The sequence below is a fragment of the Devosia sp. MC521 genome (assembly GCF_014127105.1).
Taxonomy (GTDB): Bacteria; Pseudomonadota; Alphaproteobacteria; order Rhizobiales; family Devosiaceae; genus Devosia.
On record NZ_CP059902.1, the window covers coordinates 3,585,666 to 3,609,665 of the forward strand.

General features: G+C 56.1%; 34 protein-coding genes. 20 read left to right on the plus strand and 14 right to left on the minus strand.

The features are described from left to right. Nucleotides 1-138: 138 nt before the first annotated feature. Both hemJ and hemE read right to left on the minus strand, forming a co-directional pair. On the minus strand, nucleotides 139-567 hold the full coding sequence (gene hemJ, locus H4N61_RS17270) for a protoporphyrinogen oxidase HemJ (RefSeq protein ID WP_169194457.1): 429 nt from the start codon (nucleotides 565-567) through the stop codon (nucleotides 139-141). 14 nt (nucleotides 568-581) lie between these two features. Further along, on the minus strand, nucleotides 582-1,616 hold the full coding sequence (gene hemE / locus H4N61_RS17275) for a uroporphyrinogen decarboxylase (RefSeq protein WP_182394557.1): 1,035 nt from the start codon (nucleotides 1,614-1,616) through the stop codon (nucleotides 582-584). Between the two features lie 440 nt (nucleotides 1,617-2,056). Here hemE and H4N61_RS17280 point away from each other — a divergent pair, with 440 nt between their 5' ends. Genes H4N61_RS17280 through dnaQ form a run of 4 tightly spaced genes read left to right on the plus strand, consistent with a single transcriptional unit; the run spans nucleotide 2,057 to nucleotide 4,803 of the window. Next, a complete protein-coding gene (locus tag H4N61_RS17280) occupies nucleotides 2,057-2,659 on the plus strand; it encodes a Maf family protein (RefSeq protein WP_182394558.1) in 603 nt (200 codons plus the stop codon). A gap of 3 nt (nucleotides 2,660-2,662) precedes the next feature. Next, complete coding sequence (locus tag H4N61_RS17285) at nucleotides 2,663-3,490, plus strand: shikimate dehydrogenase (protein WP_182394559.1); 828 nt, start codon at nucleotides 2,663-2,665, stop codon at nucleotides 3,488-3,490. 3 nt (nucleotides 3,491-3,493) lie between these two features. Continuing rightward, entirely contained in the window at nucleotides 3,494-4,090 is a 597-nt protein-coding gene (coaE, locus tag H4N61_RS17290; protein ID WP_169194453.1) for a dephospho-CoA kinase, read from the plus strand. Next, nucleotides 4,090-4,803, plus strand: coding sequence for a DNA polymerase III subunit epsilon (gene dnaQ, locus H4N61_RS17295; protein WP_169194521.1), 714 nt, complete (start codon nucleotides 4,090-4,092; stop codon nucleotides 4,801-4,803). Before coaE ends, dnaQ begins: the two co-directional genes overlap by 1 nt. A 51-nt stretch (nucleotides 4,804-4,854) precedes the next feature. Here dnaQ and secB read toward each other — a convergent pair whose 3' ends face one another. After that, nucleotides 4,855-5,367: a protein-export chaperone SecB gene (gene secB / locus H4N61_RS17300; protein WP_169194452.1), complete on the minus strand. Its 513-nt coding sequence runs from the start codon at nucleotides 5,365-5,367 to the stop codon at nucleotides 4,855-4,857. A gap of 78 nt (nucleotides 5,368-5,445) precedes the next feature. Beyond that, nucleotides 5,446-5,907 carry an FxsA family protein gene (locus H4N61_RS17305; RefSeq protein WP_169194451.1) on the minus strand — a complete coding sequence of 154 codons (462 nt, stop codon included), beginning with the start codon at nucleotides 5,905-5,907 and terminating at the stop codon, nucleotides 5,446-5,448. Nucleotides 5,908-6,077: 170 nt separating this feature from the next. Between H4N61_RS17305 and H4N61_RS17310 the strand changes: the two genes are divergently transcribed. From H4N61_RS17310 to H4N61_RS17320, 3 genes are read left to right on the plus strand one after another with little or no spacing between them, the layout of a single operon-like run. Further along, nucleotides 6,078-6,803: a Tim44/TimA family putative adaptor protein gene (locus H4N61_RS17310; RefSeq protein ID WP_182394560.1), complete on the plus strand. Its 726-nt coding sequence runs from the start codon at nucleotides 6,078-6,080 to the stop codon at nucleotides 6,801-6,803. Nucleotides 6,804-6,831: 28 nt separating this feature from the next. After that, nucleotides 6,832-7,422, plus strand: coding sequence for a Smr/MutS family protein (locus H4N61_RS17315; RefSeq protein WP_182394561.1), 591 nt, complete (start codon nucleotides 6,832-6,834; stop codon nucleotides 7,420-7,422). Next, entirely contained in the window at nucleotides 7,419-7,787 is a 369-nt protein-coding gene (locus H4N61_RS17320; RefSeq protein ID WP_169194448.1) for a helix-turn-helix transcriptional regulator, read from the plus strand. The genes H4N61_RS17315 and H4N61_RS17320 overlap by 4 nt, the downstream gene beginning before the upstream one ends. A gap of 38 nt (nucleotides 7,788-7,825) precedes the next feature. Here H4N61_RS17320 and hslU read toward each other — a convergent pair whose 3' ends face one another. The 3 genes from hslU to hslV are packed head-to-tail and all read right to left on the minus strand — an operon-like array spanning nucleotide 7,826 to nucleotide 10,231. Continuing rightward, a complete protein-coding gene (gene hslU / locus H4N61_RS17325) occupies nucleotides 7,826-9,136 on the minus strand; it encodes an ATP-dependent protease ATPase subunit HslU (protein ID WP_182394562.1) in 1,311 nt (436 codons plus the stop codon). Further along, entirely contained in the window at nucleotides 9,129-9,674 is a 546-nt protein-coding gene (locus H4N61_RS17330; protein ID WP_169194446.1) for a GNAT family protein, read from the minus strand. The genes hslU and H4N61_RS17330 overlap by 8 nt, the downstream gene beginning before the upstream one ends. Before the next feature lie 2 nt (nucleotides 9,675-9,676). After that, a complete protein-coding gene (hslV, locus tag H4N61_RS17335; protein ID WP_182394563.1) occupies nucleotides 9,677-10,231 on the minus strand; it encodes an ATP-dependent protease subunit HslV in 555 nt (184 codons plus the stop codon). A 155-nt stretch (nucleotides 10,232-10,386) separates the two neighbouring features. On the opposite strand from hslV, the gene hisB reads away from it, so the two are divergent. From hisB to coaA, 7 genes are all read left to right on the plus strand, one after another. Further along, a complete protein-coding gene (gene hisB, locus H4N61_RS17340; protein WP_169194444.1) occupies nucleotides 10,387-10,974 on the plus strand; it encodes an imidazoleglycerol-phosphate dehydratase HisB in 588 nt (195 codons plus the stop codon). A 130-nt stretch (nucleotides 10,975-11,104) separates the two neighbouring features. Continuing rightward, complete coding sequence (gene hisH, locus H4N61_RS17345; protein ID WP_169194443.1) at nucleotides 11,105-11,758, plus strand: imidazole glycerol phosphate synthase subunit HisH; 654 nt, start codon at nucleotides 11,105-11,107, stop codon at nucleotides 11,756-11,758. Continuing rightward, nucleotides 11,755-12,483: a 1-(5-phosphoribosyl)-5-[(5-phosphoribosylamino)methylideneamino]imidazole-4-carboxamide isomerase gene (gene hisA / locus H4N61_RS17350; RefSeq protein WP_169194442.1), complete on the plus strand. Its 729-nt coding sequence runs from the start codon at nucleotides 11,755-11,757 to the stop codon at nucleotides 12,481-12,483. The genes hisH and hisA overlap by 4 nt, the downstream gene beginning before the upstream one ends. Next, entirely contained in the window at nucleotides 12,480-12,803 is a 324-nt protein-coding gene (locus H4N61_RS17355; RefSeq protein WP_169194441.1) for a hypothetical protein, read from the plus strand. Before hisA ends, H4N61_RS17355 begins: the two co-directional genes overlap by 4 nt. Nucleotides 12,804-12,805: 2 nt before the next feature. Further along, nucleotides 12,806-13,606 carry an imidazole glycerol phosphate synthase subunit HisF gene (hisF, locus tag H4N61_RS17360; RefSeq protein ID WP_169194440.1) on the plus strand — a complete coding sequence of 267 codons (801 nt, stop codon included), beginning with the start codon at nucleotides 12,806-12,808 and terminating at the stop codon, nucleotides 13,604-13,606. 70 nt (nucleotides 13,607-13,676) lie between these two features. Next, complete coding sequence (locus tag H4N61_RS17365) at nucleotides 13,677-13,991, plus strand: phosphoribosyl-ATP diphosphatase (RefSeq protein WP_169194439.1); 315 nt, start codon at nucleotides 13,677-13,679, stop codon at nucleotides 13,989-13,991. A gap of 2 nt (nucleotides 13,992-13,993) precedes the next feature. Further along, nucleotides 13,994-14,941: a type I pantothenate kinase gene (coaA, locus tag H4N61_RS17370; RefSeq protein WP_169194438.1), complete on the plus strand. Its 948-nt coding sequence runs from the start codon at nucleotides 13,994-13,996 to the stop codon at nucleotides 14,939-14,941. A gap of 42 nt (nucleotides 14,942-14,983) precedes the next feature. On the opposite strand, the gene H4N61_RS17375 is transcribed toward coaA, so the two are convergent. Then, a complete protein-coding gene (locus H4N61_RS17375) occupies nucleotides 14,984-15,334 on the minus strand; it encodes a VOC family protein (RefSeq protein WP_169194437.1) in 351 nt (116 codons plus the stop codon). A gap of 108 nt (nucleotides 15,335-15,442) precedes the next feature. Here H4N61_RS17375 and dapB point away from each other — a divergent pair, with 108 nt between their 5' ends. Both dapB and H4N61_RS17385 read left to right on the plus strand, forming a co-directional pair. Next, the gene (gene dapB, locus H4N61_RS17380; RefSeq protein WP_169194436.1) at nucleotides 15,443-16,255 is read left to right on the plus strand and encodes a 4-hydroxy-tetrahydrodipicolinate reductase; all 813 of its coding nucleotides are present in this window, start codon (nucleotides 15,443-15,445) and stop codon (nucleotides 16,253-16,255) included. Between the two features lie 11 nt (nucleotides 16,256-16,266). Then, a complete protein-coding gene (locus H4N61_RS17385) occupies nucleotides 16,267-16,881 on the plus strand; it encodes a 2,3-bisphosphoglycerate-dependent phosphoglycerate mutase (RefSeq protein WP_169194435.1) in 615 nt (204 codons plus the stop codon). A gap of 70 nt (nucleotides 16,882-16,951) precedes the next feature. Here H4N61_RS17385 and H4N61_RS17390 read toward each other — a convergent pair whose 3' ends face one another. Both H4N61_RS17390 and H4N61_RS17395 read right to left on the minus strand, forming a co-directional pair. Continuing rightward, nucleotides 16,952-17,821, minus strand: coding sequence for a bifunctional helix-turn-helix domain-containing protein/methylated-DNA--[protein]-cysteine S-methyltransferase (locus tag H4N61_RS17390; protein WP_169194434.1), 870 nt, complete (start codon nucleotides 17,819-17,821; stop codon nucleotides 16,952-16,954). A gap of 70 nt (nucleotides 17,822-17,891) precedes the next feature. Next, the gene (locus H4N61_RS17395; protein WP_182394564.1) at nucleotides 17,892-18,371 is read right to left on the minus strand and encodes a DUF2244 domain-containing protein; all 480 of its coding nucleotides are present in this window, start codon (nucleotides 18,369-18,371) and stop codon (nucleotides 17,892-17,894) included. Nucleotides 18,372-18,419: 48 nt separating this feature from the next. Here H4N61_RS17395 and nth point away from each other — a divergent pair, with 48 nt between their 5' ends. The 3 genes from nth to H4N61_RS17410 all read left to right on the plus strand — a co-directional run bounded on the left by nth (nucleotide 18,420) and on the right by H4N61_RS17410 (nucleotide 20,803). After that, nucleotides 18,420-19,094, plus strand: coding sequence for an endonuclease III (gene nth / locus H4N61_RS17400; RefSeq protein WP_169194432.1), 675 nt, complete (start codon nucleotides 18,420-18,422; stop codon nucleotides 19,092-19,094). A 47-nt stretch (nucleotides 19,095-19,141) separates the two neighbouring features. Then, the gene (locus H4N61_RS17405) at nucleotides 19,142-19,702 is read left to right on the plus strand and encodes a TetR/AcrR family transcriptional regulator (protein WP_169194431.1); all 561 of its coding nucleotides are present in this window, start codon (nucleotides 19,142-19,144) and stop codon (nucleotides 19,700-19,702) included. A gap of 96 nt (nucleotides 19,703-19,798) precedes the next feature. Further along, entirely contained in the window at nucleotides 19,799-20,803 is a 1,005-nt protein-coding gene (locus tag H4N61_RS17410) for an adenosine kinase (protein ID WP_169194430.1), read from the plus strand. Here H4N61_RS17410 and H4N61_RS17415 read toward each other — a convergent pair. The 4 genes from H4N61_RS17415 to H4N61_RS17430 form a co-directional block, all read right to left on the minus strand. Continuing rightward, the gene (locus tag H4N61_RS17415) at nucleotides 20,800-21,567 is read right to left on the minus strand and encodes a TIM barrel protein (RefSeq protein ID WP_210337038.1); all 768 of its coding nucleotides are present in this window, start codon (nucleotides 21,565-21,567) and stop codon (nucleotides 20,800-20,802) included. The genes H4N61_RS17410 and H4N61_RS17415 overlap by 4 nt on opposite strands. A 4-nt stretch (nucleotides 21,568-21,571) precedes the next feature. After that, a complete protein-coding gene (gene pyrF / locus H4N61_RS17420) occupies nucleotides 21,572-22,273 on the minus strand; it encodes an orotidine-5'-phosphate decarboxylase (RefSeq protein WP_182394565.1) in 702 nt (233 codons plus the stop codon). A 64-nt stretch (nucleotides 22,274-22,337) separates the two neighbouring features. Further along, nucleotides 22,338-22,946 (minus strand): histidine phosphatase family protein, encoded by a 609-nt coding sequence (locus H4N61_RS17425; RefSeq protein ID WP_349236482.1) that lies wholly within the window; start codon nucleotides 22,944-22,946, stop codon nucleotides 22,338-22,340. Next, the gene (locus tag H4N61_RS17430) at nucleotides 22,946-23,491 is read right to left on the minus strand and encodes an NADPH-dependent FMN reductase (protein ID WP_169194428.1); all 546 of its coding nucleotides are present in this window, start codon (nucleotides 23,489-23,491) and stop codon (nucleotides 22,946-22,948) included. The genes H4N61_RS17425 and H4N61_RS17430 overlap by 1 nt, the downstream gene beginning before the upstream one ends. Before the next feature lie 83 nt (nucleotides 23,492-23,574). Between H4N61_RS17430 and H4N61_RS17435 the strand changes: the two genes are divergently transcribed. Beyond that, the gene (locus H4N61_RS17435) at nucleotides 23,575-23,982 is read left to right on the plus strand and encodes a glyoxalase/bleomycin resistance/extradiol dioxygenase family protein (RefSeq protein WP_169194427.1); all 408 of its coding nucleotides are present in this window, start codon (nucleotides 23,575-23,577) and stop codon (nucleotides 23,980-23,982) included. Nucleotides 23,983-24,000 lie beyond the last annotated feature (18 nt).

A 24,000-nucleotide genomic window follows, 5' to 3' on the forward strand; every position in this document is an offset into this window, starting at 1 on the left:
ACTCCGATCCCAGAGATTTTTCAAGATTGAATAGCGATCAGGTGGATTCACGTGAAACGGCGCTGACCGTCGAGCAAAAAGAAAACGGAGTAAGCACTGCTCACCCCGTTATCAAATTCCTGAACTTTAGCGTTTTGCTTAGAACGGCTTCACGACCACCATGATAACGATGATCAGCATGAGAACCGTCGGCACCTCGTTGATTACGCGGTAGAATTTTTCTGACTTGGTATTCTTGTCCTGAGCAAAAGCTTTTAGTTGCTTAGCCAAAATCCCGTGACAGGCCGACATGCCGAGAACGGCAACCAGCTTAATCCAAGTCCAGCCGGTCGAAAAATCCATCAAACCAAGATGGATCATCCACAGGCCAAAAATCCAACTCGCAATCATTGCAGGGGTGGTGATGGCTCGGAACAAACGACGTTCCATCACCTTGAACATTTCCGACTGTTCAGAGCCGACGGCTACCTTGGTGTGATACACGAACAGGCGCGGCAGGTAGAACATCCCGGCCATCCAACAAATCACCGAAATGACGTGCAGGGCTTTGACCCACATTTCGAGCATTTTTGAAAAATCCCTTAACCGCGCTTAATGATTTCGATCAGACGTTCGACATGCGCAATCGGGGTTTCGGGCACAATGCCGTGGCCAAGATTGAACACATGCGGACGATCGGAGAAGGCCTCGATGATTTTACGCGCCTGGGTTTCCATCGCTTCGCCACCAACAACCAGACGAAGCGGATCAAGATTGCCCTGCACCGTCAGTGTGTTTGGTAGGGTTTTGCAGACGAAATCGAGTGGCGTGGCATAGTCGATCCCAACCGCGTTGACCTTGGTCGCTTCGGCATAGCGCAGAATATTACCGGCAGCACCGCGTGGAAAACCAATGATTGGCGCATTGGGGATGCGTGCACGTAGTCCCTCAACGATCCTCCGGTTCGGGTCCATCACATTCCGGACGAACGAGGTGTCGTCGAGATTGAGAGCCCAGCTCTCAAAAATCTGAACAACATCAGCACCAGCTTTGAACTGCGCTTCAAGATAATCAATGCTGGTGTAGACCAGGATATCCATCAGCTTATCGAAAGCCTGGGGGTGCTGGAGAGCGAACTTGCGCGCCACCCATTGATCCGAGGACCCGCGACCGCCGAGCATATAGGTCGCCACAGTCCATGGAGCACCGCAGAAGCCGATCAGTGTCTTTTCCGGTGGCAATGCAGCTCTGAGGCGACGCACTGTTTCGAGAACAGGCGCTAAGTGCTCCAAAGCTCTGCTCCGATCCAAGCGGTCAACACCGGATGGATCGAGTGGCTCGAGAAGTGGACCCTCACCTGTTTCAAAGCGCACTGATTGTCCTAGAGCATCTGGAATAACCAAAATGTCTGAGAACAGGATCGACGCATCGAGATCGAAGCGACGAAGCGGCTGAAGCGTAACCTCAACAGCCAAGTCAGGCGTGTAGCACAGCTCTAGGAAATTCTTCGCTTGGGTACGGGTCTCACGGTACTCCGGTAGATAACGTCCTGCCTGTCGCATGATCCAAACGGGAGGACGCTCTTGGCGTTGTCCCAGTACGGTCGCGAGCATGGGCTTATGGGGCACAGCGCTCATGATCCCTTCCCTTCCAAACCTAAAATAGAGTCTTTCTTACTTCGTATCTTTATTATCATAGCGGTGTTTTGAGTGAATTCCTTCCCGTCCACAATTGCGTGGCCGGCGACACGTCCGCGCAGAGGGTTCATTAACGCCCTGTTAAGTTCTGTAAACGAACTGTTAAGCAATGCCGGAGTCAAAATAGTTAACGAGAGATTAATCAGCGGACTCCCGAGTCAACGATTCGATTCCGGCTGTGAATCTTCAGTCGAATATCTGTATTCGCTTCTAGTATAGTTTTCCCCGAAGATTTACACAGGGGCATTCACGTCACTGCGAAAACGAGCTGTTAATGAATTTGGGAACAGGTCGAATAAGTTTTCGAAATCCCAAAACTTATGAGTCTTACGCACAGTTCTGCCTTGAGCTGTGGATGATAGTGGGGATAAACTCACCCTATGCTTATTCTCGCCTCCACCAGCAAAACACGTAAGTCTTTGTTAGATAACGCAGGTTTGCGCTTCAGCAGCCATGCTGCAGATGTGGACGAACGTGCCGAGGAACGCGCCGCTTCTGAGGCCGGAGGCGATGGCCGAGACGTCGCATTACTACTGGCGCGGCGCAAGGCGGAAGCTGTTTCGAGCCTCTTTCCTCACGCAATGGTTATCGGCGCTGACCAAACTTTGGCTCTCGGGCCAGATCTTTTGCACAAGCCTTCCTCAAGCCAATCGGCTGCCGACCAGCTTGATCTGCTGCGCGGCAAAACCCATCGGCTCCATGCCGGAGTTTCGCTCGTTCAGAATGGGCTTGAACTTTGGTCCCACCTTGAGAGTGCCGAACTAACCATGCGCGAGTTTACCCCCGAAGAGCGCGATGATTTGCTCATGCTAGAGGGGGAAGCAGTGTTAACTACGGTTGGTGGTTATCGCTTGGAAGGCCCATCCATTCGCCTTTTTGAAAAGGTGAGCGGCGACTACTTTACTATTCTGGGGCTTCCCCTATTGCCCCTCCTTCAAGCTTTGCGCGATTTTGCGCCGGACCTTCTAACTCCTCAGGACTAATCCTTGACCACCAAGGCTTTTGTTATCGGGCATCCGATTGCCCATTCCCGTTCGCCGCTCATTCACGGCACTTGGTTGGCCGAACATGGCATTGACGGAAGTTATGAAGCGATTGACGTTGCCCCAGATGCCTTGCCGGCTTTCTTTGAGCGGTTGCGTGGTGGCGAATTCGCTGGTGGCAATGTCACCATTCCCCACAAAGAGGCCGTCTTTGCGCTGTGCGATGAGGTTGACCCTCTGGCACTTAGCATTGGTGCTGTGAACACGCTAATTGCCCGCGACGGCCGCGTGACCGGCACCAATACCGACTATCTTGGTTTCCTTGGCAATCTTGATCAGGGAGCACCAAATTGGTCTGACGGGGCCAAGCCGGCGATCGTGCTGGGTGCGGGCGGAGCCTCACGCGCCATTCTCGTGGCTTTGGCCAGTCGTTCTATTCCCGTCATCCTTCTCAATCGCACGCGCGAAACAGCGGATCGTTTGGCTCAGGAATTGGATGGGGACATCACGGTAGCGCCTATCGACGCCTTTAACGATGTGGCGCCGCACGCCGGTTCGGTCGTTAACACCACCTCGGTTGGCATGCATGGCTCGCGTTTCGAGAATTTAGATCTCTCACGTTTGCAGCTCGGCTCTCTGGTGACAGATATCGTTTATTCGCCACTCGTGACCCCGCTTTTGGCGGATGCGCAAAAGCTTGGCTTACAAACCGTTGATGGATTGGGCATGCTCTTGCATCAGGCCGTTCCCGGCTTTGCGGCCTGGTTTGGTGTTACGCCACAGGTGAGTGCTCAATTGCGCGCCCGTATTGAAGCCACTTTGGGGCATTGATCCATGTATAAGCTTGGCGTCACCGGCTCGATCGCGACAGGAAAATCTACGGTTCTTGAGGGCTTTTCAAAGCTCGGCGTACCGGTGTTTTCTGCCGATCAGGCTGTCGCTGAGCTTTATTCGGGTGGTGCAGCCAAGGAGGTTGAGGCGCTGTTTCCAGGTGTTCTCGAACATGGTGTTGTGAACCGTCAAACTCTTTCCCTCAAACTAGCTGCTGATCCATCCGGCTTTGCGCGCTTAGAAGCTCTCGTCCATCCGCTGGTTCGTAAGAAGATTGCCCAGTTTTTGGCGGCATCAGAAAAAGCGGGTCATGCGCTCGCGGTCGTCGAAGTGCCCCTCCTGTTCGAAAGCGGCTTCAACTACGGCTTCGATGGTATCGCTGTTACTCATGTAAGCAGCGCTCTCCAACGCGATCGTGTTCTCGCGCGTCCCGGCATGACCGTGGATAAGATGGAGACCATCATTGCCCGGCAGATGCCGCAGGCAGCAAAGATGGAACGAGCAAATTATCTCTTTGACACCGAGCAGACGCGCGAACGAATTGAAGCGCAGATTGCTCAGCTGGTCGAAGATGTACGAGCGAAGCGGGATATCAAATGATCAGAGAAATCGTCCTCGATACCGAAACCACAGGTCTGTCTCCGCAAGGCGGCGATCGCTTGGTTGAAATCGGGGGCGTGGAGCTGATCAACCACATCCCTACCGGTAAACATTATCACGTCTATATCAATCCTCAGCGCTCGATGCCCGAGGAAGCTTTTCGCGTTCACGGGCTGAGCGAAGAGTTTCTATCCGGCAAGCCACTGTTTAAGGATGTGGTCGCCGAGTTCCTCGAGTTTATCGGGGACTCGACCTTGGTCATCCACAACGCGCCTTTCGATATGGGCTTCCTCAACCACCAGCTCGATGGCCTGGGCAAACCGAAGCTGAGCAATCCCGTTATCGATACGGTGATGGTGGCTCGGGCCAAACATCCAGGGGCACGCGTGAGCTTGGATGCGCTGTGTAAGGTCTACGGCATTGATAATTCGCGCCGCACGCTCCACGGCGCTTTGCTCGATAGTGAGATCCTAGCCGAGGTCTATCTTGAGCTTATTGGCGGTAAACAGGTCAGCCTTGCCCTTGCCGCGGAAGCCGAGACAACAGCGGCCGAGACAGTGGTTACGCGTGTGCCGGTTTTGCCGCGCCCCAGCCCTTTGCCGAACCGTATCCAAGCTGAAGAATTTGCTGCCCATGAGGCCTTTGTTGCCAAAATGGGTGATAGCGCCATTTGGGGTAAATACCGTGACCCCGCGTCAGAGACATCCCAATAAAAAAGACCCCGGCGCAAACCGGGGTCTTTTCATATTCGATAGAGCGAAAGCTTAGTTCAGCTTTGGCGCTTCTTCGGTTGCCGGTGCGGTATTGTTCTGCGCTGCGAGCTTGGCAAGGTTCTGACGGTAGATCACCGAGAAATCGACCGGTTCCATCATCAGTGGCGGGAAGCCGCCCTGCTGGGTAACGCTGGCGAGAACCTGACGGGCGAATGGGAAGATTAGGCGTGGGCATTCGACCATCAGCAGCGGCGAAAGCTGTGCTTCTGGAATGTTGCGAATGCGGAAAATGCCGCCGTAAACGAGTTCAACGTTGAACAGTACGTTTTCTTCGCGCTGCGCCTTGGCGTTGAGGGTCAGCTCAACAGCAAACACTTCGTCGCTCTGCTTCTTCACGCCGACCGAGATCGAGACGTTGAAGTTCGGGTTGGTGCCAGCGGTAAGAAGGCTGTTGGGAGCACCCGGATTTTCGAAAGAAAGATCGCGGATATACTGACCCATCAGGTTCATGCTGGGCTGGTTACCGGATTCCGGCGCAGCCGCGCCCTGGGTCTCATCGGCCATTATGCTTGGTCCTTCTTCGTTCGGATCACCGAGAAATACTGGCCTTGGGCTAGCACTTTTGCCTTAGGCAAACAAGCGTTAGCCGTCTTTACGCCAATCGTCTTTGTCGAGGTCAATCGTGCGTTGTGGTTCCGCGCGGAAATCATAGCTTTCGTCTGCGCGGCGATAGCTGGTTGTGGTTTCTACCACGGTCACATTCTTGGCCAACTGGCCAAAGAGGAACCCGCGCACTGTTGGCAGCAACAGCAGCAGCGCCACGATATCGCTGATAAAACCAGGGATCAGTAAAAACATTGCAGCGACGCCAATCATGGTCGCGTCAAACATGGTCCGGCCAGGCACCGTTCCCTGATTAACATTTGTGCGCAGTCGATTGATCGCGCCAAGGCCTTGTTGTCGAAGCAGAAAGCCACCCAAAACAGCAGCTAGGATAACCAGCCCGAGCGTTGGTAATAGGCCGATGGCGCGCCCAACCACGACAAACATGGCAATTTCCAACAAGGGCAGTGCGATAAAACCGAAGAGGATAAATCGACCCACGGTTGCAGCCTTTCGCTAAAGTACCGCGTTGAAACCGCGGGAAATGACATTGCAGCCCATGTGAACTGGTTTTGGGCTAAAGCTTTGCCTATATATAGGGACAACTGCTGGCCAATCGAGCGCCAGAACCAAAATTTGTCGATGCCGACCAGCCCAAGGTGCCTTAATCAATGGATGATTTTCTCGACCTGCCGACCCTGATTGCCATCGTCGTGGCCGTATTCGTCCTTTTCCGCCTTCGTTCCGTGCTCGGCACACGCACGGGCAACGAACGTCCGCCTGTTGATCGGTCGCGTTCTGCCAACACTGAAAGCAAGGCTGACACTGACGATACGGTCGTGCCGATTCGTCCGCATTCGCCAGCAAGCGCACCCGATCTCGATGACGAGCGTCGTGCCCGTAAGCTTGAAGCTGAAATCGACCAGTTCTCGCGCGGCGATATGGAACTAGCCGAAGGCCTCAAGGCAGCAGCTGCCGCCGATTCGACCTTTACGCCGAAGTCCTTCCTTGAAGGGGCCAAGGCCGCATATGAAATGATCATTACCGCCTATGCGGAAGGTGATCGTCAGACGCTCAAGAACCTCCTCGAAAAGGACGTGTTTGAAGGCTTCCAACGCGCCATCGCCGATCGGGAAGCGGCCGGCCATAAGGTAGACTTCACCTTTGTCGGTCTGCCAAAGATCGAGTTCTCTCAGGCCGAAGATGATCGCAAGAATGTGCTGGTAACGATCCGTTTCCACGCCGAAGTGGTTTCCGCGACGCGCAACGCAGTGGGTGACCTTGTCGAAGGCAACGCCGATCAGGTCCAGATGATTGCCGATGAGTGGACCTTCGCTCGCAATCCAAAGTCGCGTGATCCTAACTGGAAGGTCGTTACGACCAACCAGCTCGACTAGTTCTTAATTCTTCTGTTGCGGCAGGCACATGTCTAAACGAGACCAACGGCGCCTGCCGCACGACTTTCACCTCTGGACCCAAGTCTCGGAAACGGTTGATCCGTTGCGGCGGAAAGGCTTGATGAAATTGGGGGGCGGTCCGCTCCCCGTTCCTGAGGAGTTTGCCCCTCCCCCAGTTCCCGAGAAAAAGGCACCGCCGAAAAAACTCACCCTCGGCAAGCCATTCCTTCCCCCTTATGTGCCGCCTAAGCCGATTGCGAGCGTGCCTGACAAGGCGCTAGACCCTGACATTCATAAGAAGGTGCGCCGTGGTCGGATTGAGATCGACGGTAAGATCGACCTCCATGGCATGACACAAGCTGAGGCGCGCGGGGCGCTTTATCGCTATATTGTCACGCGAGCCTCCTACGGAGCGCGGACTATTTTGGTTATTACCGGCAAGGGGATCAAAACAGACAATGACTATATCTCAGCGATGAGTGAGCGGGGGATTTTGCGCACAATGCTGCCAATCTGGCTTTCTGAGCCGGCTCTGGCTCCATTGGTTTCGGGCTGGAGCATGGCAGCGCGTGGTCATGGTGGCGAGGGGGCGTGGTATGTGCGCCTGCGGCGGACATGACACCACTGGGTATGAAGTTGCGTGCCATGCGTGAGGCGCGTGGCATATCGCTCAAAGAAATGGCTGCCGCGTTGAACGTGTCGAGCGCCTATCTCTCGGCCCTGGAACATGGCAAGCGCGGCGTGCCGACCAGTTTCCTTCTCCACCGCATCATCGCATTTTTCAATGTGATTTGGGATGAGGCTGAGGAGCTCCAGCGCCTGGCAGAAATCTCTGATCCCAAGGTGACTATAGACACGGGTGGTATGGCGCCCGAGGCAACGGAGTTATCCAATCGCTTGCGCGATAACCTCCACCGCCTTGAGCCTGAAGATTTTAAGTACCTTCGCGATGAGCTGATGAAGCGAGCCACGCGAAAGAGGTGAGATGCAAAAAGCCCCGGCACTGTGTCCGGGGCTTTTTGTTAGAGAACGTATTTCGACAGGTCGGTATCCCCGGCCAAGATGCCAACCTTTTCTCTTACGAACGCAGCGTCGATGCTAATCGTCGTCCCCGCGCGGTCCGGAGCATCGAAGGAAATCTCTTCAACGAGACGTTCCATAACTGTCTGCAAACGACGGGCACCGATGTTTTCAACGGTGGAGTTGACCGTCACCGCCGCGTCAGCAATCGCTTCAATGGCGTCTGGGGTGATTTCCAATGTGACGCCTTCAGTGCCCATCAGCGCAACATATTGCTTGATAAGGCTTGCCTCAGTGTCCGAAAGGATGCCGATGAAATCTTCGCGCGTGAGCGCTTTCAATTCCACACGGATCGGCAGACGGCCCTGAAGCTCTGGCAGCAAGTCGCTTGGTTTGGCGACATGGAACGCACCGGAAGCGATGAAGAGAATATGGTCTGTTTTCACCGGGCCGTATTTCGTCGCAACGGTTGTACCTTCGATCAGCGGCAGGAGGTCGCGCTGAACCCCTTCACGCGACGGACCACCCTGTGGGCTGCCTTCGCGAGCCGCGACCTTGTCGATTTCGTCGATGAAGACGATGCCGTGGTTTTCGACCAGTTCGATGGCTTCGGTCTTGAGTTGATCCTGATCGAGCAGCTTGTCTGCCTCCTCAGCGATCAGCGGCTCATACGCGTCCTTCACCTTGACCTTGCGCTTAACCCCGCGACCGCCCATTGCCTGCTTGAACATGTCAGAAAGATTGATCATGCCAATGCCGCCATTTGGCATCCCTGGCATTTCAAATCCGCCCGTGTTCGCCGCTGGCTGCAATTCGATCTCGAGCTCTTTGTCGTCGAGCTCATTATTGCGCAGCTTGTTGCGGAAGCTGTCGCGCGTCGATGGTGTGGCCGAAGTGCCAACCAAAGCATCGAGCACGCGCTCTTCTGCATTATGGTGGGCCTGAGCCTCGACATCACGACGGCGCTTGTCCCGCAGAACTGTTATGCCGGCCTCGACGAGATCGCGGATGATCTGCTCGACGTCGCGCCCCACGTAGCCCACTTCCGTGAACTTAGTCGCTTCAACTTTGACGAAGGGTGCCTGCGCAAGGCGGGCAAGACGGCGAGAAATCTCAGTCTTGCCAACGCCGGTTGGCCCGATCATCAGGATATTTTTAGGGGTGACCTCGCGGCGCAATTCGGGAGGAAGCTGCTGGCGACGCCAACGATTGCGCAAAGCCACGGCGACGGCGCGCTTGGCGTCGGACTGACCCACAATGTGGCGATCAAGCTCAGAGACAATCTCGCGCGGCGAAAAATTGGTTTCACTCATCTTTTTCACTTTCGGAAGTGCGCTGGGGCGAAGCTGGATGATTATCCAGGAAGCGCACCATCAGGTGTTCGTCGATAAATCGACCATTCACATAGAGGTAGCGGGGCTCTGTCCCATAGACCGTAAAGCCCAGCCGCTTGTAGAGTTTGAGCGCTGGTTCGTTCTCCGACCACACACCGAGATGAAGTTGGATAACGCGGGTCTGCGCATACTCCACAACAGTATTGATCAGTGCTTCAGCCATGCCCGAACCGCGATGTTCGGGGCGAACATAGACCTGAATGAGCCAGCCGCGATGCTGTTCTTTCCGGCCTTCGGCTTGATAAAAGGCTGCAATACCACCGAGCGAGCCTGTGTCGGTCTCCGCTGCAAAGACAGAGAGACTTTCAAGCGTTTCGGTCAGCTCGGCATCGGTCTTTTGCAAAAAGCCCTCTGCTGAAGCGACGAAAGCTTCCGGATGATTGGTGAGGGCTTCAAGCCGAATGGCCCGATAGTTTGCCTCATCCCCTGCCCGCAATTGCCGGATAGAATGGGTCACGATTAGAGCTCGATGGTTTCGATCGTCACATTGCCATTGGTGTAGACGCAGATTTCTTCTGCAATCTTCATGGCGCGACGGGCAATATCTTCGGCATCAAGTTCGGTCGCCTGATGGAGAGCGAGTGCAGCCGAATGGGCGTAATTGCCGCCTGAGCCGATTGCGATAACGCCATGGTCTGGGGTCAGCACGTCGCCATTGCCGGTGAGGACCAACGTATCGGTCTTGTCGGCAACGATCATCATGGCTTCGAGTTTGCGCAAATAGCGATCGGTGCGCCAATCCTTGGCTAGTTCCACCGCCGCCCGCATCAACTGATCAGGATATTGCTCAAGCTTGGCTTCGAGCCGTTCGAAGAGGGTGAAGGCATCAGCGGTCGATCCGGCAAAGCCGCCGATCACCTTGCCACCAGCCAGACGGCGCACCTTGCGCGCGCCATGTTTCATTACGGTTGGGCCAATGGATACCTGACCATCGCCAGCCACCACGACCTTATTGCCCTTGCGCACCGACACGATGGTTGTGCCGTGCCACCCGGGAGATTGATGTTCACTCATGTTGGGAAAGTCTCCAAACTGTTGATACCTATTTAGGAGGCTTCGCTGAGATTGCAATGCGTGGAGGGAGCGTCGACCAAAGCACAAAGCAACGCAATCTTTATGCATCCCCGCATATCTGGTAGGGACGATCCGTCCGCTCGGAGAAAAGACATATGCGTACCGCTTCCATCGCTCGTAAAACCAATGAGACCGAAATTTCGGTTAGCATCAATCTCGATGGCACCGGCGCGCATTCTATGAAGACCGGCGTTGGCTTTTTCGACCATATGCTCGATCAGCTTTCCCGCCACTCGCTCATTGATATGGAAATTGTCTGCAAGGGCGACCTGCACATTGATTTCCACCATACCGTGGAAGATGTCGGCATTGCGCTTGGCCAAGCAATTCGCGAAGCACTGGGCGATAAAAAGGGCATTCGCCGTTATGCCTCTTGCGACCTGCCGATGGATGGCACGCTGACCCGTGCCGCGCTCGACGTGTCAGGGCGCGCCTTCTTGGTGTTCAAGGCAGAGTTCAGCCGCGACAAAATCGGTGACATCGACACCGAGCTGTTCATGGAATTTTTCCAGGCTTTTGCGGTCAACGCTGGCATCACCCTGCACATTGAAAACTTCTACTTCGACAACAACCACCATTTGGCCGAGTCGATGTTTAAGGCTGTGGCGCGTGCGCTGCGCGACGCTGTTGAGATTGATCCGCGTACTGCAGATCGCATTCCCTCCACCAAGGGCACGCTCTAGCCCTTTTGTTCTCGGGCGTTTTGCACTAAGTCAGCCCTAACCCCAGCACTCTCGCTCTTTGCGTGAGGGTGCTCAGTTTCCTTCTGCGGTCCCTCGGGCGCAGAAGCTATCCTTGAGAAAGGCCATAACCATGAGCACAGTCGCCATTATTGACTACGGCGCTGGCAATCTGCATTCGGCAGCCAAAGCGTTCGAACGTGTGGCAGCAGAACGCGGTCATGGTGAAAGCGTCATCGTCACCAGCGACCCAGACCTCGTCCGTGCGGCCACGCGCATCGTCCTCCCCGGCGTCGGCGCCTATGCCGATTGTAAGGCAGGCCTCGATGGCGTCACCGGCATGGTCGACGTGCTGGAAGAAAAAGTTCTCAACGGCACCACACCCTTTTTGGGCGTTTGTGTTGGCATGCAATTGCTGTCCACCGAAGGTCGCGAGAAGGTGGTTAGCAAGGGCCTCGGTTGGATCGACGGCGCGGTGGAGAAAATCACCCCGTCTGACTCAAGCCTTAAAATTCCGCACATGGGCTGGAACACGCTGACCATCACGCGCCCCCATGCGCTCTTGAAAGACATTCCGGATGGACCTGATGGGCTGCACGCCTATTTCGTCCACTCCTATCACTTCAAAACCGACGCGGCAGAACACCTCTTTGCCACCACCGAATATGGTGGCTCGTTCACCGCTTGCGTTGGCCGCGACAATATCTTTGGCACGCAGTTCCACCCGGAAAAGAGCCAAGCGCTTGGCCTGCGTCTCATCAATAACTTCTTGGACTGGACCCCATGATCCTCTTTCCTGCAATCGATCTTAAAGATGGTCAGTGCGTTCGCCTCAAGCTGGGCGATATGGACCAGGCTACTGTCTTCAACGACAACCCAGCCGCTCAGGCCAAGAGCTTTGAAGATCAGGGTTTTGAATATCTGCACGTGGTCGACCTCAACGGCGCTTTCGCTGGTGAGAGCGTCAATGGGGGTGCCGTTGAAGAGATTTTGAAAACCGTCAAATTCCCGGTGCAGCTGGGCGGTGGTATCCGCAACCTCGGTCATATCGAAAGCTGGCTCGATAAGGGTCTTGCCCGCGTGATCCTCGGTACTGTTGCCGTGCGTGATCCAGCCCTCGTCAAGGAAGCAGCGCAAAAATGGCCGGGCCAAGTTGCTGTTGGTATCGACGCGCGCAAAGGCATGGTCGCCGTTGAAGGCTGGGCGGAAACGTCTGAACTTTCCATCCTTGAATTGGCCAAGCGTTTTGAAGGCGCAGGCGTTGCCGCCATCATCTATACCGACATCGACCGTGATGGCGTTCTGGCTGGCATCAATTGGGAGTCTACTCTTGAGCTTGCTCGCGCCACCTCGATCCCCGTTATCGCTTCGGGCGGTCTGGCGTCGATGGATGACATCGAACGCATGACCCAGCCGGAATATGCTGTGCTTGAAGGCGCGATTTCGGGCCGAGCGCTTTACGATGGTCGCATTGATTCACGTGAAGCATTGGCACGATTGAAGGCCAAATGAGTTCAGTTCGGCACCACCTATTTCCCTGGTGGGGCTATGGCCAGGCCTTGGTTGTGATTGCTGTGTTTGCCTCAGCCCCACTTGTCGGGACGTTGATTGCCAACACTCTTGCTGTCTTGGCTGGCTGTCAGCTCGTTGATCATAGTGTCACGAGCTGTCATTTCTTCGGCATGGATTGGGGCCCCGGTCTCTTCATCCTGTCGTTGCTGACTTGGTTTACGACGATCACTTTCCCCATCGCCTGGGGCGCGCTTTTGGCGTTGATGGTGATCATCACCACCCACCGCATCGCCTGGCGGCTGATGCCGAAAGCGCACTGATCATGAGCCTGAAAACCCGTATCATCCCCTGCCTCGACGTTGCCGGTGGCCGCGTTGTTAAAGGTGTACAGTTTGTCGATCTCGTCGATGCCGGCGATCCGGTTGAAGCCGCGATTGCTTATGACGCCGCCGGTGCCGATGAGCTAACCTTCCTCGACATCACTGCCAGTCACGAAGGCCGGGACACGATTTTTGACGTTGTCGCCCGTACGGCTGAACACTGCTTTATGCCGGTGACCGTTGGCGGTGGTGTTCGCACGATTGAAGATATTCGCAAGCTCCTGCTCGCAGGCGCGGACAAGGTCTCGATCAATTCCGCTGCCGTGAACGACCCTGACTTTATCGCCCGTGCGGCGGATAAATTTGGCAATCAGTGCATCGTGGTTTCGGTCGACGCCAAGCAGCGTCTCGATGCCAAGGTTGGCGGTGACAATCGCTCTGAGTGGGAGATTTACACCCATGGCGGTCGCAAGCCGACTGGCATTGATGCGGTGGAATTTGCTCACCGCATGGTTGAACGTGGCGCGGGCGAGTTGCTGGTGACCTCCATGGACCGCGACGGTACCAAGTCTGGTTTCGATCTCCAACTCGTGCGCTCTATTGCCGACAGTGTCGATGTGCCTGTTGTTGCCTCGGGCGGTGTTGGCAATCTCCAGCATTTGGTCGATGGCGTGAAAGAAGGTCATGCGAGCGCTGTGCTCGCGGCCTCGATTTTCCACTTCGGCACTTACACCATTCCTGAGGCGAAGCAGTATATGGTCGATCATGGCATTCCCATGCGCATGGACCGCACCAAGCCCTAAGTCAAAGGTGGCGGATGACGCCTCCCCAAATGTGTGATTTAAGCCCACTTCAAAGGGGCGGGAGTAATCCATGACACTTGAAGAACTCGAACAGCGTGTCGCTGTGCGCGCTGCAGCTTCACCTGACGAAAGTTACACCGCCAAATTGATTGCGCGCGGCATCAACAAAGCCTCGCAAAAGCTAGGCGAGGAAGCCACGGAAGCCGTCATCGCTGCGGTGACTGGCGACAGGGCTGAACTCGTCAAGGAAGCGGCTGACGTTCTCTACCATCTCTTGGTTGTTCTCAAAGCCGCTGACGTGCCTCTCGTCGAGGTCATGGCTGAGCTTGATGCGCGCACAGCCCAATCTGGCCTCGCCGAAAAAGCCTCTCGCAAGGAGCACTAGTGATGGCTAAGCGTCAACGGCCTGACCCCTATCGCACTTTCTCAAAGGCGGAATGGAGCGCATTGCGCAACGGTCAGCCGATGACGCTGGACGAGGCCGATATTGATCGGCTGCGTTCGCTCTCAGACCCTATTTCTTTGGCTGAGGCTGAAGAGGTCTATCTGCCGCTTTCGCGCCTTCTCTCCTATTACGTCGAGGCGATCCAAGGCCTGCACCGCGTGTCGAGCCGGTTTCTAAAGTCGCCCGATGCCAAGGTCCCCTTCATCATTGGTGTGGCGGGTTCTGTCGCTGTCGGCAAGTCGACGACTGCTCGTATTCTGCAAGCGCTGCTCTCGCGCTGGCCGTCCAACCCCAAGGTCGACCTTGTCACCACCGATGGCTTCCTCCACCCCAATGCGGTGTTGGAAGAGCGTGGTATCATGCACCGCAAGGGTTTCCCTGAAAGCTATGATCGCGCGCGATTTGTTAGCTTCTTGGCCGATATTAAATCGGGCAAGCGCAATGTGCAGGTCCCGGTCTATTCTCACCTCGTCTATGACATTGTGAAGGGTGGGGATGTCACCATCGACCGGCCAGACATTTTGATCGTTGAAGGGCTCAATATTCTGCAGCCCGGCGAACTGCCCAAAACCGGCAACCCAATTCTGTTCGCGTCGGACTTTATCGACTTCTCGATCTATATCGATGCGGAGTTGGAAGACCTCGAGGCTTGGTTCCTTGAGCGCTTCTACCGCCTGCGCGAAACCGCATTCCGCGATCCCAATTCCTTCTTCCGCAAATTTGCTGAGATGAGCAAAGAGGAAGCGGGCGAATATGGGCGCAATGTTTGGCGCACCATCAACTTGCCTAACCTTCTCGAAAACGTACAGCCGACCCGGGGTCGCGCTGACCTCGTTTTGAAGAAGGGTAATAATCATCGAGTCGATGAAGTCCGACTTCGTCGTCTCTAACGACGCTATCCAAGCCCGCGCATGTCGCGGGCTTTTTTGTGTTTAGTAGGTGCCCTGTTGCGGTTGTGACAGCACAATCAGATTGCCGTCTGGGTCACGAAATTTAGCCGTTTTGAAAAAGTCGCCAAAGGCTTTGGATACTGGCTTAATGCCGAACATGTCGAGGCGGCTGATCTCTTCGGCAATATCGTCGACGATCAGGATCACCATGCTGGCCCCTGCCCGATCCTCATCGGTCACGACGTGCACCCAGCCTCCGCCGGGTAGCTTCCATTCGGCAACATTGCGCATGGTTTGAGCATCAGCGGGGCGGCCGAACAAATACTCATACCACACGAGCGACTGGCTCAAGTCCTCCACGGCGATGCCAGCCAGCACATTCGTCAGTGTCATGACAGGGTCGACTTTCTTGGCTTTTCTCCGAATCGTAGCACAGTGTTCGACTTGGAGCGACGCATCAGCACTGCTATAGGCATCAACCATATTCTCGTGGAGGTTCTTATGACCAAGTTGCGCACCATCGTTGCAGGTGCCGGGGGCCGAATGGGCGCTGCCAATGTGCGCGCTGTCGCCGCTCATCCTGAACTGGAGCTTGTTGGTGCTCTCGATCGGTCTGGATCTCCCGTGTTGGGCAAAGACGTCGGTGTGCTCGCCGGTCTTGAAGAGCTTGGCGTCGTCGTCACCGATAATGCCGATAGCCTGCTCGACAATGCCGATGTGATTATCGACTTCACTGCTCCAGCAGCTTCCGTTGCTCTGGCGCAGAAGGCCGCTGCCAAGGGTATCGTCCACATCATTGGCACGACAGGTTGCCTTGAAGCAGACGACGCCGCCATTGCCGAAGCAGGCAAGGCCGGTGCGCGGATCGTTAAGTCAGGCAACTTCTCGCCGGGCATGGTGGCCCTGACGGTCCTCGTCGAAAAGGCTGCAGCCGCGCTGTCTGACTACGACGTCGAAATTCTCGAGATGCATCACAATCTGAAGGTGGATGCGCCTTCTGGCACCGCCTTGATGTTGGGTGAAGCAGCGGCAAAGGGCCGTGGCATTTCCTTGAAGGATAATTCTGTTCGCTCTCGTGACGGCCACACCGGTCCTCGTGAGTCTGGCACCATTGGCTTTGCTACCCTACGCGGCGGCAGTGTCATTGGCGATCACCACGTCATTTTGGCCGGTCCATCGGAGCGCATCGAGCTCAATCACCTTGCTCAAGACCGCACCATTTACGCCAATGGCGCCGCTAAGGCAGCGCTCTGGGCACACCGCCAGCCGGCGGGTCTTTACTCCATGGCCGATGTACTCGGCCTCAACAGCTAAGGGAATTTTCTATGACCGGCACGCTGATCCTGGTCCGTCACGGCCAGAGCGAGTGGAACCTAAAAAACCTGTTCACCGGGTGGCGCAATCCAAACCTCACCGAACAAGGTGAAGGGGAAGCCCGCGCAACGGGTAAGGCTTTGAAGGCTGCGGGCATCGCCCCCGACCTCTACTACACCTCGGGCCTGCGTCGTGCTCAGCACACGCTCGATTTGATGCTTGAGGAAATGGGCGTTCAGAACGTCACCATCACTCGCAATATCGCGCTTAACGAACGCGACTATGGCGATCTCGCCGGCCTCAATAAGGATGATGCGCGCGCCAAGTGGGGCGAGGAGCAGGTTGTCATTTGGCGCCGTTCATTTGACGTTCCTCCACCAGGGGGCGAAAGCCTTAAGGACACGGCAGCTCGTACCGTGCCTTATTATGAGGCCGAAATCCTGCCGCAGCTCAAGGCGGGTAAGACTGTCCTCGTTGCAGCGCACGGCAATTCCCTGCGGGCTCTCGTCATGGCCATTGAACGTCTGACCCCTGACGAAATTCTGGCGCGCGAAATTGGCACTGGCGAACCCACGATCTACAAGATCTCCGCTGATGGAAAATTCGAAGAGCGCGTGACGCTCTAAGCGACAAGACAAGAGTTTGATGAAGGGGCCGAGAGGCCCCTTTTTCATTTTGGATTCACGTGGAACACTTTTAGCTCCTGGTCGAAATCACCCCAGCTTCCCAACCCAATATGGCGCGTTTGCGAGGCACGCCCCAATGATAGCCGGTAAGGGCGCCGGTTGAGCCAACGACACGGTGGCACGGGATGACAAAGCTAATGGGGTTCCGTCCGACGGCTGCCCCCACCGCCCGTGAGGCTTTGGGCTTGCCAATCGTGCGCGCCACCTCGGCATAGGTCGCCGCCTGCCCCACCGGAATTTTGAGCAGCGTCTGCCAGACACTCACCTCAAAGTCAGTGCCGATCATGACGAGCTTGACGGGCTGCTCCGCCGACCAATTTTGTGGCGCGAAGATTTTTACGACCTCGGGTCCAACACGGGCATCGTCCCGAGAAAAGCGTGCCATCGGCCATCGGCGGGCAAGATCTAAAAATGCGTCTTCGACACTGGTCTCTTCGTCGGCAAAGCCAATGCCGGAAATGCCGTATTCTGTCATCGTGACCACAGCCGTCCCGAAGGGCGATGGCGCTGTGCCCCAGATCATATCCAGCCCTGCCCCGCCAGTACGGAAAACGCCAGGCGGCATGGCTTCATAGGTGACGAAGAGATCATGAAGCCGTGAGGTTGATGAGAACCCAACTTCATAGCTCGTGTCCAATACGCTGACATTTTCCGAGAGAAGTTTCTTAGCGTGATTGAGCGCGACAGCTTGGGCGAAGCTTTTGGGGGAGAGGCCGCACCAGCGCCGAAAGAGATCGGTCAGTTGGCGCTCGGTTAGGCCAATAGCGCGCGCGAAGCGGTCCAGCGCCAACTCATCGGCCCCCCGCTCGCTGAGATAGCGAATAGCAGCGCGGATGGTGTCATAGTCCTGTGCGGGAGAAATTTCGGGTCGTTGGTTCATCGCTCAATTCACCTCAGAGGCTGGGCTTAGTTTAGCCAGCTTGGAGCGGAACAAGCGACCCGTTTTTGACCTATCGATTACGTCGTGCTTGCCGCAAGGCGGCGCCAAAGGCTTTGGCAAAACTGCCCTTGTCATCCATCGATAGGAAGGCACCAAGCTCATGGATTTCGTCTTCATGCTTGAGCAGGATTTGGGTGGTCCGCTCAAAAGCATCGCGGTGCAGCACGAGACGGACAGTGTTGGGATCAAAGCGCTGCATGCGTTTGGGCTTGGCAAAACCCTGCTCAACAACTTCGAGCTGTTCGGGCCACAGCGTCACCGTTTGGGTTTGATGAGTTTTACGGCGCTGGCTCTGTCCGTAAACAATCAGACCCACTGCCGCGCAAGCGAATGCTAAAGCTCCGGTCAGGAGATATTCTGACGCGATCATCAAGACCGGCATCACTCCCAAAAAGGCCACCACCAGTGCCATCCAACCGCCGGTCAGTCGCATGGCGCGATCAGGGCGAAGTGTAGCAGCAAACAGGGGTTTGTTGGTCGTGACTTGCATGGTTATGCCTCTTACCGGAAATAGTGGCAGAGATTCGGAAGCGAGAGAATGGCAGCAACACAAAAAGTGAAGAGGCTCACCCGGGCTCAAGCCGAAGCTGTATTTGATCGTTTCCACGAAATCGAGCCCGAACCCAAGGGTGAACTCGATTATGTGAACGCCTTCACTCTGCTGGTGGCCGTGGTTTTGTCCGCGCAGGCCACCGACGTCGGGGTCAACAAGGCGACGAAAAATCTCTTCAAGCTCGCACCCGACCCCGCATCCATGGTGGCACTCGGCGTTGAGGGCATTGAGAACGAGATCAAGACCATCGGCCTCTACCGCAACAAGGCCAAGTTCACCTATGAGCTTTCCAAGCAGCTGATCGACAAGCACGGCGGGGAAGTGCCAGATGTGCGCGAGGCGCTAGAGGCCCTGCCCGGCGTCGGTCGCAAGACGGCCAATGTCGTGCTCAATATTTTCTTCAAGCAGCCGACCATTGCCGTCGACACCCATCTCTTCCGCGTCGGCAATCGCACCGGCATGGCCTTGGGTAAGACCCCGCTTGAAGTGGAAATGGCGCTCACCAAAATGGTGCCGGACCGCTATATGCTCCATGCCCATCATTGGTTGATCCTCCACGGTCGCTATATTTGCAAAGCGCGAAAGCCAGAATGCTGGCGCTGCCCGATACTGGAGTGGTGCAATTTCTCCCCCAAAACAGAGAACCCTGCCCGCAGCTAATCGCACCTTTGTTGACACTGCCAACATCGCCGCGCGATATGTGGTTCATGTCAACATTTCATCTGAGCTCTTATCATCACGGCAATCTTCGCAGCGTCATGCTGGAGGTTGCCATGGGCATTTTGGAACGCGATGGCGAGCAAGGCGTCGGCCTGCGCGATCTAGCGCGATTGGTTGGCGTCTCCCCAGCAGCCCCATATCGGCATTTTGATAGCCGCAACTCGCTGCTCGAAGCTCTGGCCATCACGGGCTTTCATCGCTTCTCAGCGCGCATGGCAAAGGTTGCCGAAGAGCATCCCGATAATCCGCTGTCGGCCATGGGCAAAACCTATGTGCTGTTTGCGCTCGAAAACGCCAATCTCTTCCGTCTCATGTTCTCGCCACAGCTGACCAAGATTGCGCGGCCAGGATTGAAAATGGCGTCAGACACGGCTTTCGATAGTCTGCGACAGGTTATCGGTGGCGACGATGAATTTGACCGTGTGAAAGCCCTGTCTGCTTGGGCCAAAGTTCATGGTCTGGCTATGCTCTTGCTTGATGGTCAGGTGAAGGTCGAAACACCTGAAGAAACCAAGGCGCTCATCGCCGATGTTTTGGCCAGCCTTTAGGCCAAGCTGGCCAGCTGCGACATGCTGACGGCATTGCCCGCACCGGACGCTTAGCATAAGACTTTTTCGGTTTTCCTATCACCTCGGACCTTTTCAATGACGCAGACCCGCTTTGACGTGCTGACTATTGGCAATGCAATCGTCGACATCATCACGCCAATCGAGCCCGGCTTCATTGAACGCGAGGGCATGACCGAAGGCATTATGCACCTCATCGATGGGGATCGCGCCGAATATCTCTACGGCAAAATGCCTGCCAGCCGTCAACAGAGCTCCGGTGGTTCGGCGGGCAATACGGCGGCTGGCGTCGCCTCGCTCGGCGGGCGCGCTGCCTTTGTCGGCAAGGTGGCCGATGACGGTCTTGGGGATGTGTTTGACACCGATATGCGCGCGCAGGGCGTGCATTATTCGACGACCCGCCTCATTAACGGTGCGCGCACCGCCCGCTGCATGATCTTCGTCTCCGAAGATGGCGAGCGCACCATGAATACTTACCTCGGTGCCTGCCATGAGCTGACCGAGCGCGATATTCTGGAAGATGAAATCGGCGGTTCGGCCGTCACCTATATGGAAGGCTTTTTGTGGGATCCGGTGGAAGCCAAGAAGGCTTTCGTCCGCGCCGCCCACTATGCCCATAAGCATGAACGCGCTTCCGCATTCACCCTTTCCGATCCGTTCTGCGTTGATCGCTTCCGCGCTGAGTTCCTCGACCTCATTCGCTCAAAAACTATCGACTATGTCTTTGCCAATGTGAATGAATTGAAGTCTCTCTATGAGACCGATGACCTTGGTGCTGCGGTTCGCCAGATCGCTCAGGACGCCGAAGTTGCGGCCATCACCATGGGCGCCGAAGGCGCGATGGCGATCTGCAATGGCGAAGTGATTTCGGTTCCGGCCTTCCCGGTCGACAAGGTGATGGATGCGACCGGCGCTGGCGATCTATTCGCCTCAGGCTTCCTGCTTGGCCTCGCGCGTGGCCAGAACCACGAAATGGCCCTCAAGGCTGGTTGCCTCGCTGCGTCCGAGGTGATCTCCCACATTGGCGCTCGCCCGCAGCAAAGCCTTGCCGATCTGGCTAAATCCCACGGCCTCGCAGTTTAAAGCGAAAGGCTTTGGCGCATTTGTGCCAGAGCCGCATCCGTTGATCCGGTGGGGCGGAATTCGAGCCCCACAAATCCATCATAGCCTTCACCATGTAGCCACTCGAGCTTACGCTTGAGATCGAGCTCACCCCTCCCCGGCTGATTGCGGCCGGGGTGATCGGCGATATGAAGATGGGCGATGGTGTCGATATTGCCCGCCATAATTGCCTCTGGGTCCTCCCCCATGACCATCGAGTGGTAGAGGTCATAGGTAAGCCCAATCTCCGCCCGGTTCACATCGCGAATGATATCAAGGGCTTCGCGCGTGTCGGTGAGGAAATAGCCTGGGTGATCAATGAGATCGTTGAGCGGCTCCAGCGCCAAACGTACGCCTGAGCCTTTTAGGACATCTGCCGATTTTTCCATGGCCAGCGCTAGCGCGTCGCGTTGGGCATTGCGATCCATGCTTTCGAGCAAGGGGCCGGATTGGCAAATGAGTATCTTGGTGCCGAGATCGAGTGCCACGTCACGGCTCTTTTCGAGCCCGGCTAGAAAGCGATCGTGGTCAGCGGATGTTGTGAGCTTGGCAAAGGGCTCGGCAACAATCCCGGCCAAGGCGACCCCGGTTTCTGCCAGTACGTCTTTGATCTGGCTGAGGTCTTTGTTGGACCACAGCCAGAATTCCACGGCGTCAAAGCCAGCGGCTTTTGCCAGTCTGATCCGATCTGCCACCTCCCCGGTTTCGGGGACGAAGAGCATTTCGACACAGGCTGAGAGTTTCATGATGTTAGGCCAAGCTGATGCGAGGGCCGTTCATTTCTGCAAGAATTGCCTTGGCAGCTGCGGCCGGATCGGCAGCTTCTATGATTGGACGCGCGACGACAAGATGGGTCGCACCAGCATCGAGTGCTGCGCCCGGGGTCATGGCACGCTTCTGGTCGCCCAGAGGGGCACCGGATGGGCGAATGCCTGGCGTTACGATGGCCATTTTGGGGCCCAGGATGGGGCGTACCATGGCCGCTTCCTGCGCCGAGGCCACGATGCCACCAATGCCAGCAGCCCTTGCCTGTTCAGCACGCTGCGCGACTAGACCGACGGCGTCACGTTCATAACCGGCTTCGCGCAGATCAACATCGTCCATTGAGGTCAAGACGGTCACGCCGAGCACGCAGAGGGTCGAGCCTGCTGCAGCCTTAGCGGCCGAGCGCATGGTTTTGGGATAGGCATGGACGGTCAGCATTGCTGCGCCGGTTTCCGCAATCGCGGCCACGCCCTTTTCGATGGTGTTGTCGATGTCGAGGAGCTTGAGGTCAAAGAAGACCTTCTTGCCGGCAGCGATCAGCTCCTTGCCGAGCGCAAAACCATCGGCGCCATAAAAGCACTGATAGCCAATCTTGTAGTACTCAACGCTATCGCCGAGGAGCGAAACGATCTCTTCAGCGCGTGCACGCGTCGGGACGTCAAGACCCACGATGAGATGGCCAGCCATTATAAAACTCCGCGATGTCTAGTGTTGGTGCTGTATGGACCAAATTGGTTTTGCCGACAAGGCGTCACTCCATCCAGGACGCGGGTAGGCTTTCCATAGCCATCCAATCGGATTCAAGCGTCTCGGCGTGCGGATCAAAAATGAAGCAATTGCCGCCACCGGCGACGCCCAGATGCTGCTGATCTTGGCTGCGAGAAATCGGGAGCCCGCCAAGGTGGCATTTGAGCAGCGTTCCAACGCCACCATGGCCGCAAAAGATCAGGGAGCGATCGGGTTCGGCAAAGGCAATGGCGGTCCGGATGGCCGCAACAATCCGCGCTTGCGCATCGACCGCCCTCTCCCACCCGGCAACACTTTGATCTGGCTGTGCGAAGAATTGGTTGGCGTGCTCATCAAAGTGTGGTCCGGCCAGAAACCCCGTGGCGGAGCGATCATTCTCATCCATGCTGGAATGGGAAATGATCTCCGCACCCAAGGGCGCACCAATGATGTGAGCCAACTCAATGGCTTTGCGTTCCGCGCTCGAAAATATCTGTACCGAGCTCGGCAGCAGATTGCGTTGCGCAAAGTGTTGCGCGCGGTCCCGACCGACAGATGAAAGCCCCCATTGGGGGACCGCAACATCTGGATCGATCTCTACCTGCGGGTGGGTGATGTAAAGGGCGCGAATGATTAGCCTCGGTTGAAGTGGGTCATCTCGATGACGATGGTATCGATCTTTTTGATCACGCCAGCTTCTGTGAGATTGCCCGCCTCGTCAAACGCTTGGCTGGCCGGACCAATGCCCAAAAGTGTTGGCACGACCAAAGCGCCGACCTTGGTCAATGACTCTCGGAGGTGGCTGAGGCTCCACAGCGTTCCATATTTGCCCGAGCTGACGCCGCCGATGCCGAAAGTCGCGTGACGGAAGGGGCTTGGACTTTGGCGCGAGAGCCAGGCCAGCGTGTTGACCAAAAGCGGGGTGTGCGAGCCGTTATATTCTGGGCTAGCGATGAAAATAATGTCGGCCTCGCGCCAAAGCTGGGCGAGTTTAACCGCTGCCTCCGGAACATTGTCCGGCTCTAAGTCTTCATTAAAAATCGGCATTGGGAAGTCGCCGAGATTGAGTGCATTGACCTCCACCCCTGCTTGGCTCAGCTTATCGCTGACGATGTGCTGCAGTTTTTGGTTATGCGAACCGGCGCGAATAGAGCCGGAAAGAGTGAGTGCTGTCTTCATTGTGAATTCCTAAAACCTCTATCGAGACGTTTGGGCAGCTCGGATGTTCCATCGCTCGAAGAGAAAAATGCGAGGAAGCCGTTATGCCTGAAATGATCTTCATCAATGTGCCGGTGCGCGACCTACCAGCCGCTATGGCTTATTATCGTGCTCTGGGGTTTGCACATAATCCGCAATTCACCGATGAGACTGCGGCCTGTGTGGTGATCAGCGAGACGATTTTTGTCATGCTGCTGACCCATGACAAGTTCCGCTTCTTCTCCCCCAATCCCATCTCGGACACGAAATCCTCGACCTCCGCTCTTTATGCATTGTCGCGCGAAAGCCGCGCCGATGTCGATAAAATCGCTGAGGCAGGGCTAGCCGCTGGCGGCCGCGAATATCGCGACATCCAGGATCTCGGGTTTATGTATTCTCGCGCGATTGCAGATCTCGATGGGCATGTCTGGGAATATATGTACATGGATATGAGCCAGATGGGACAAGGCTAAGAGCTCTGCTCGATCGAC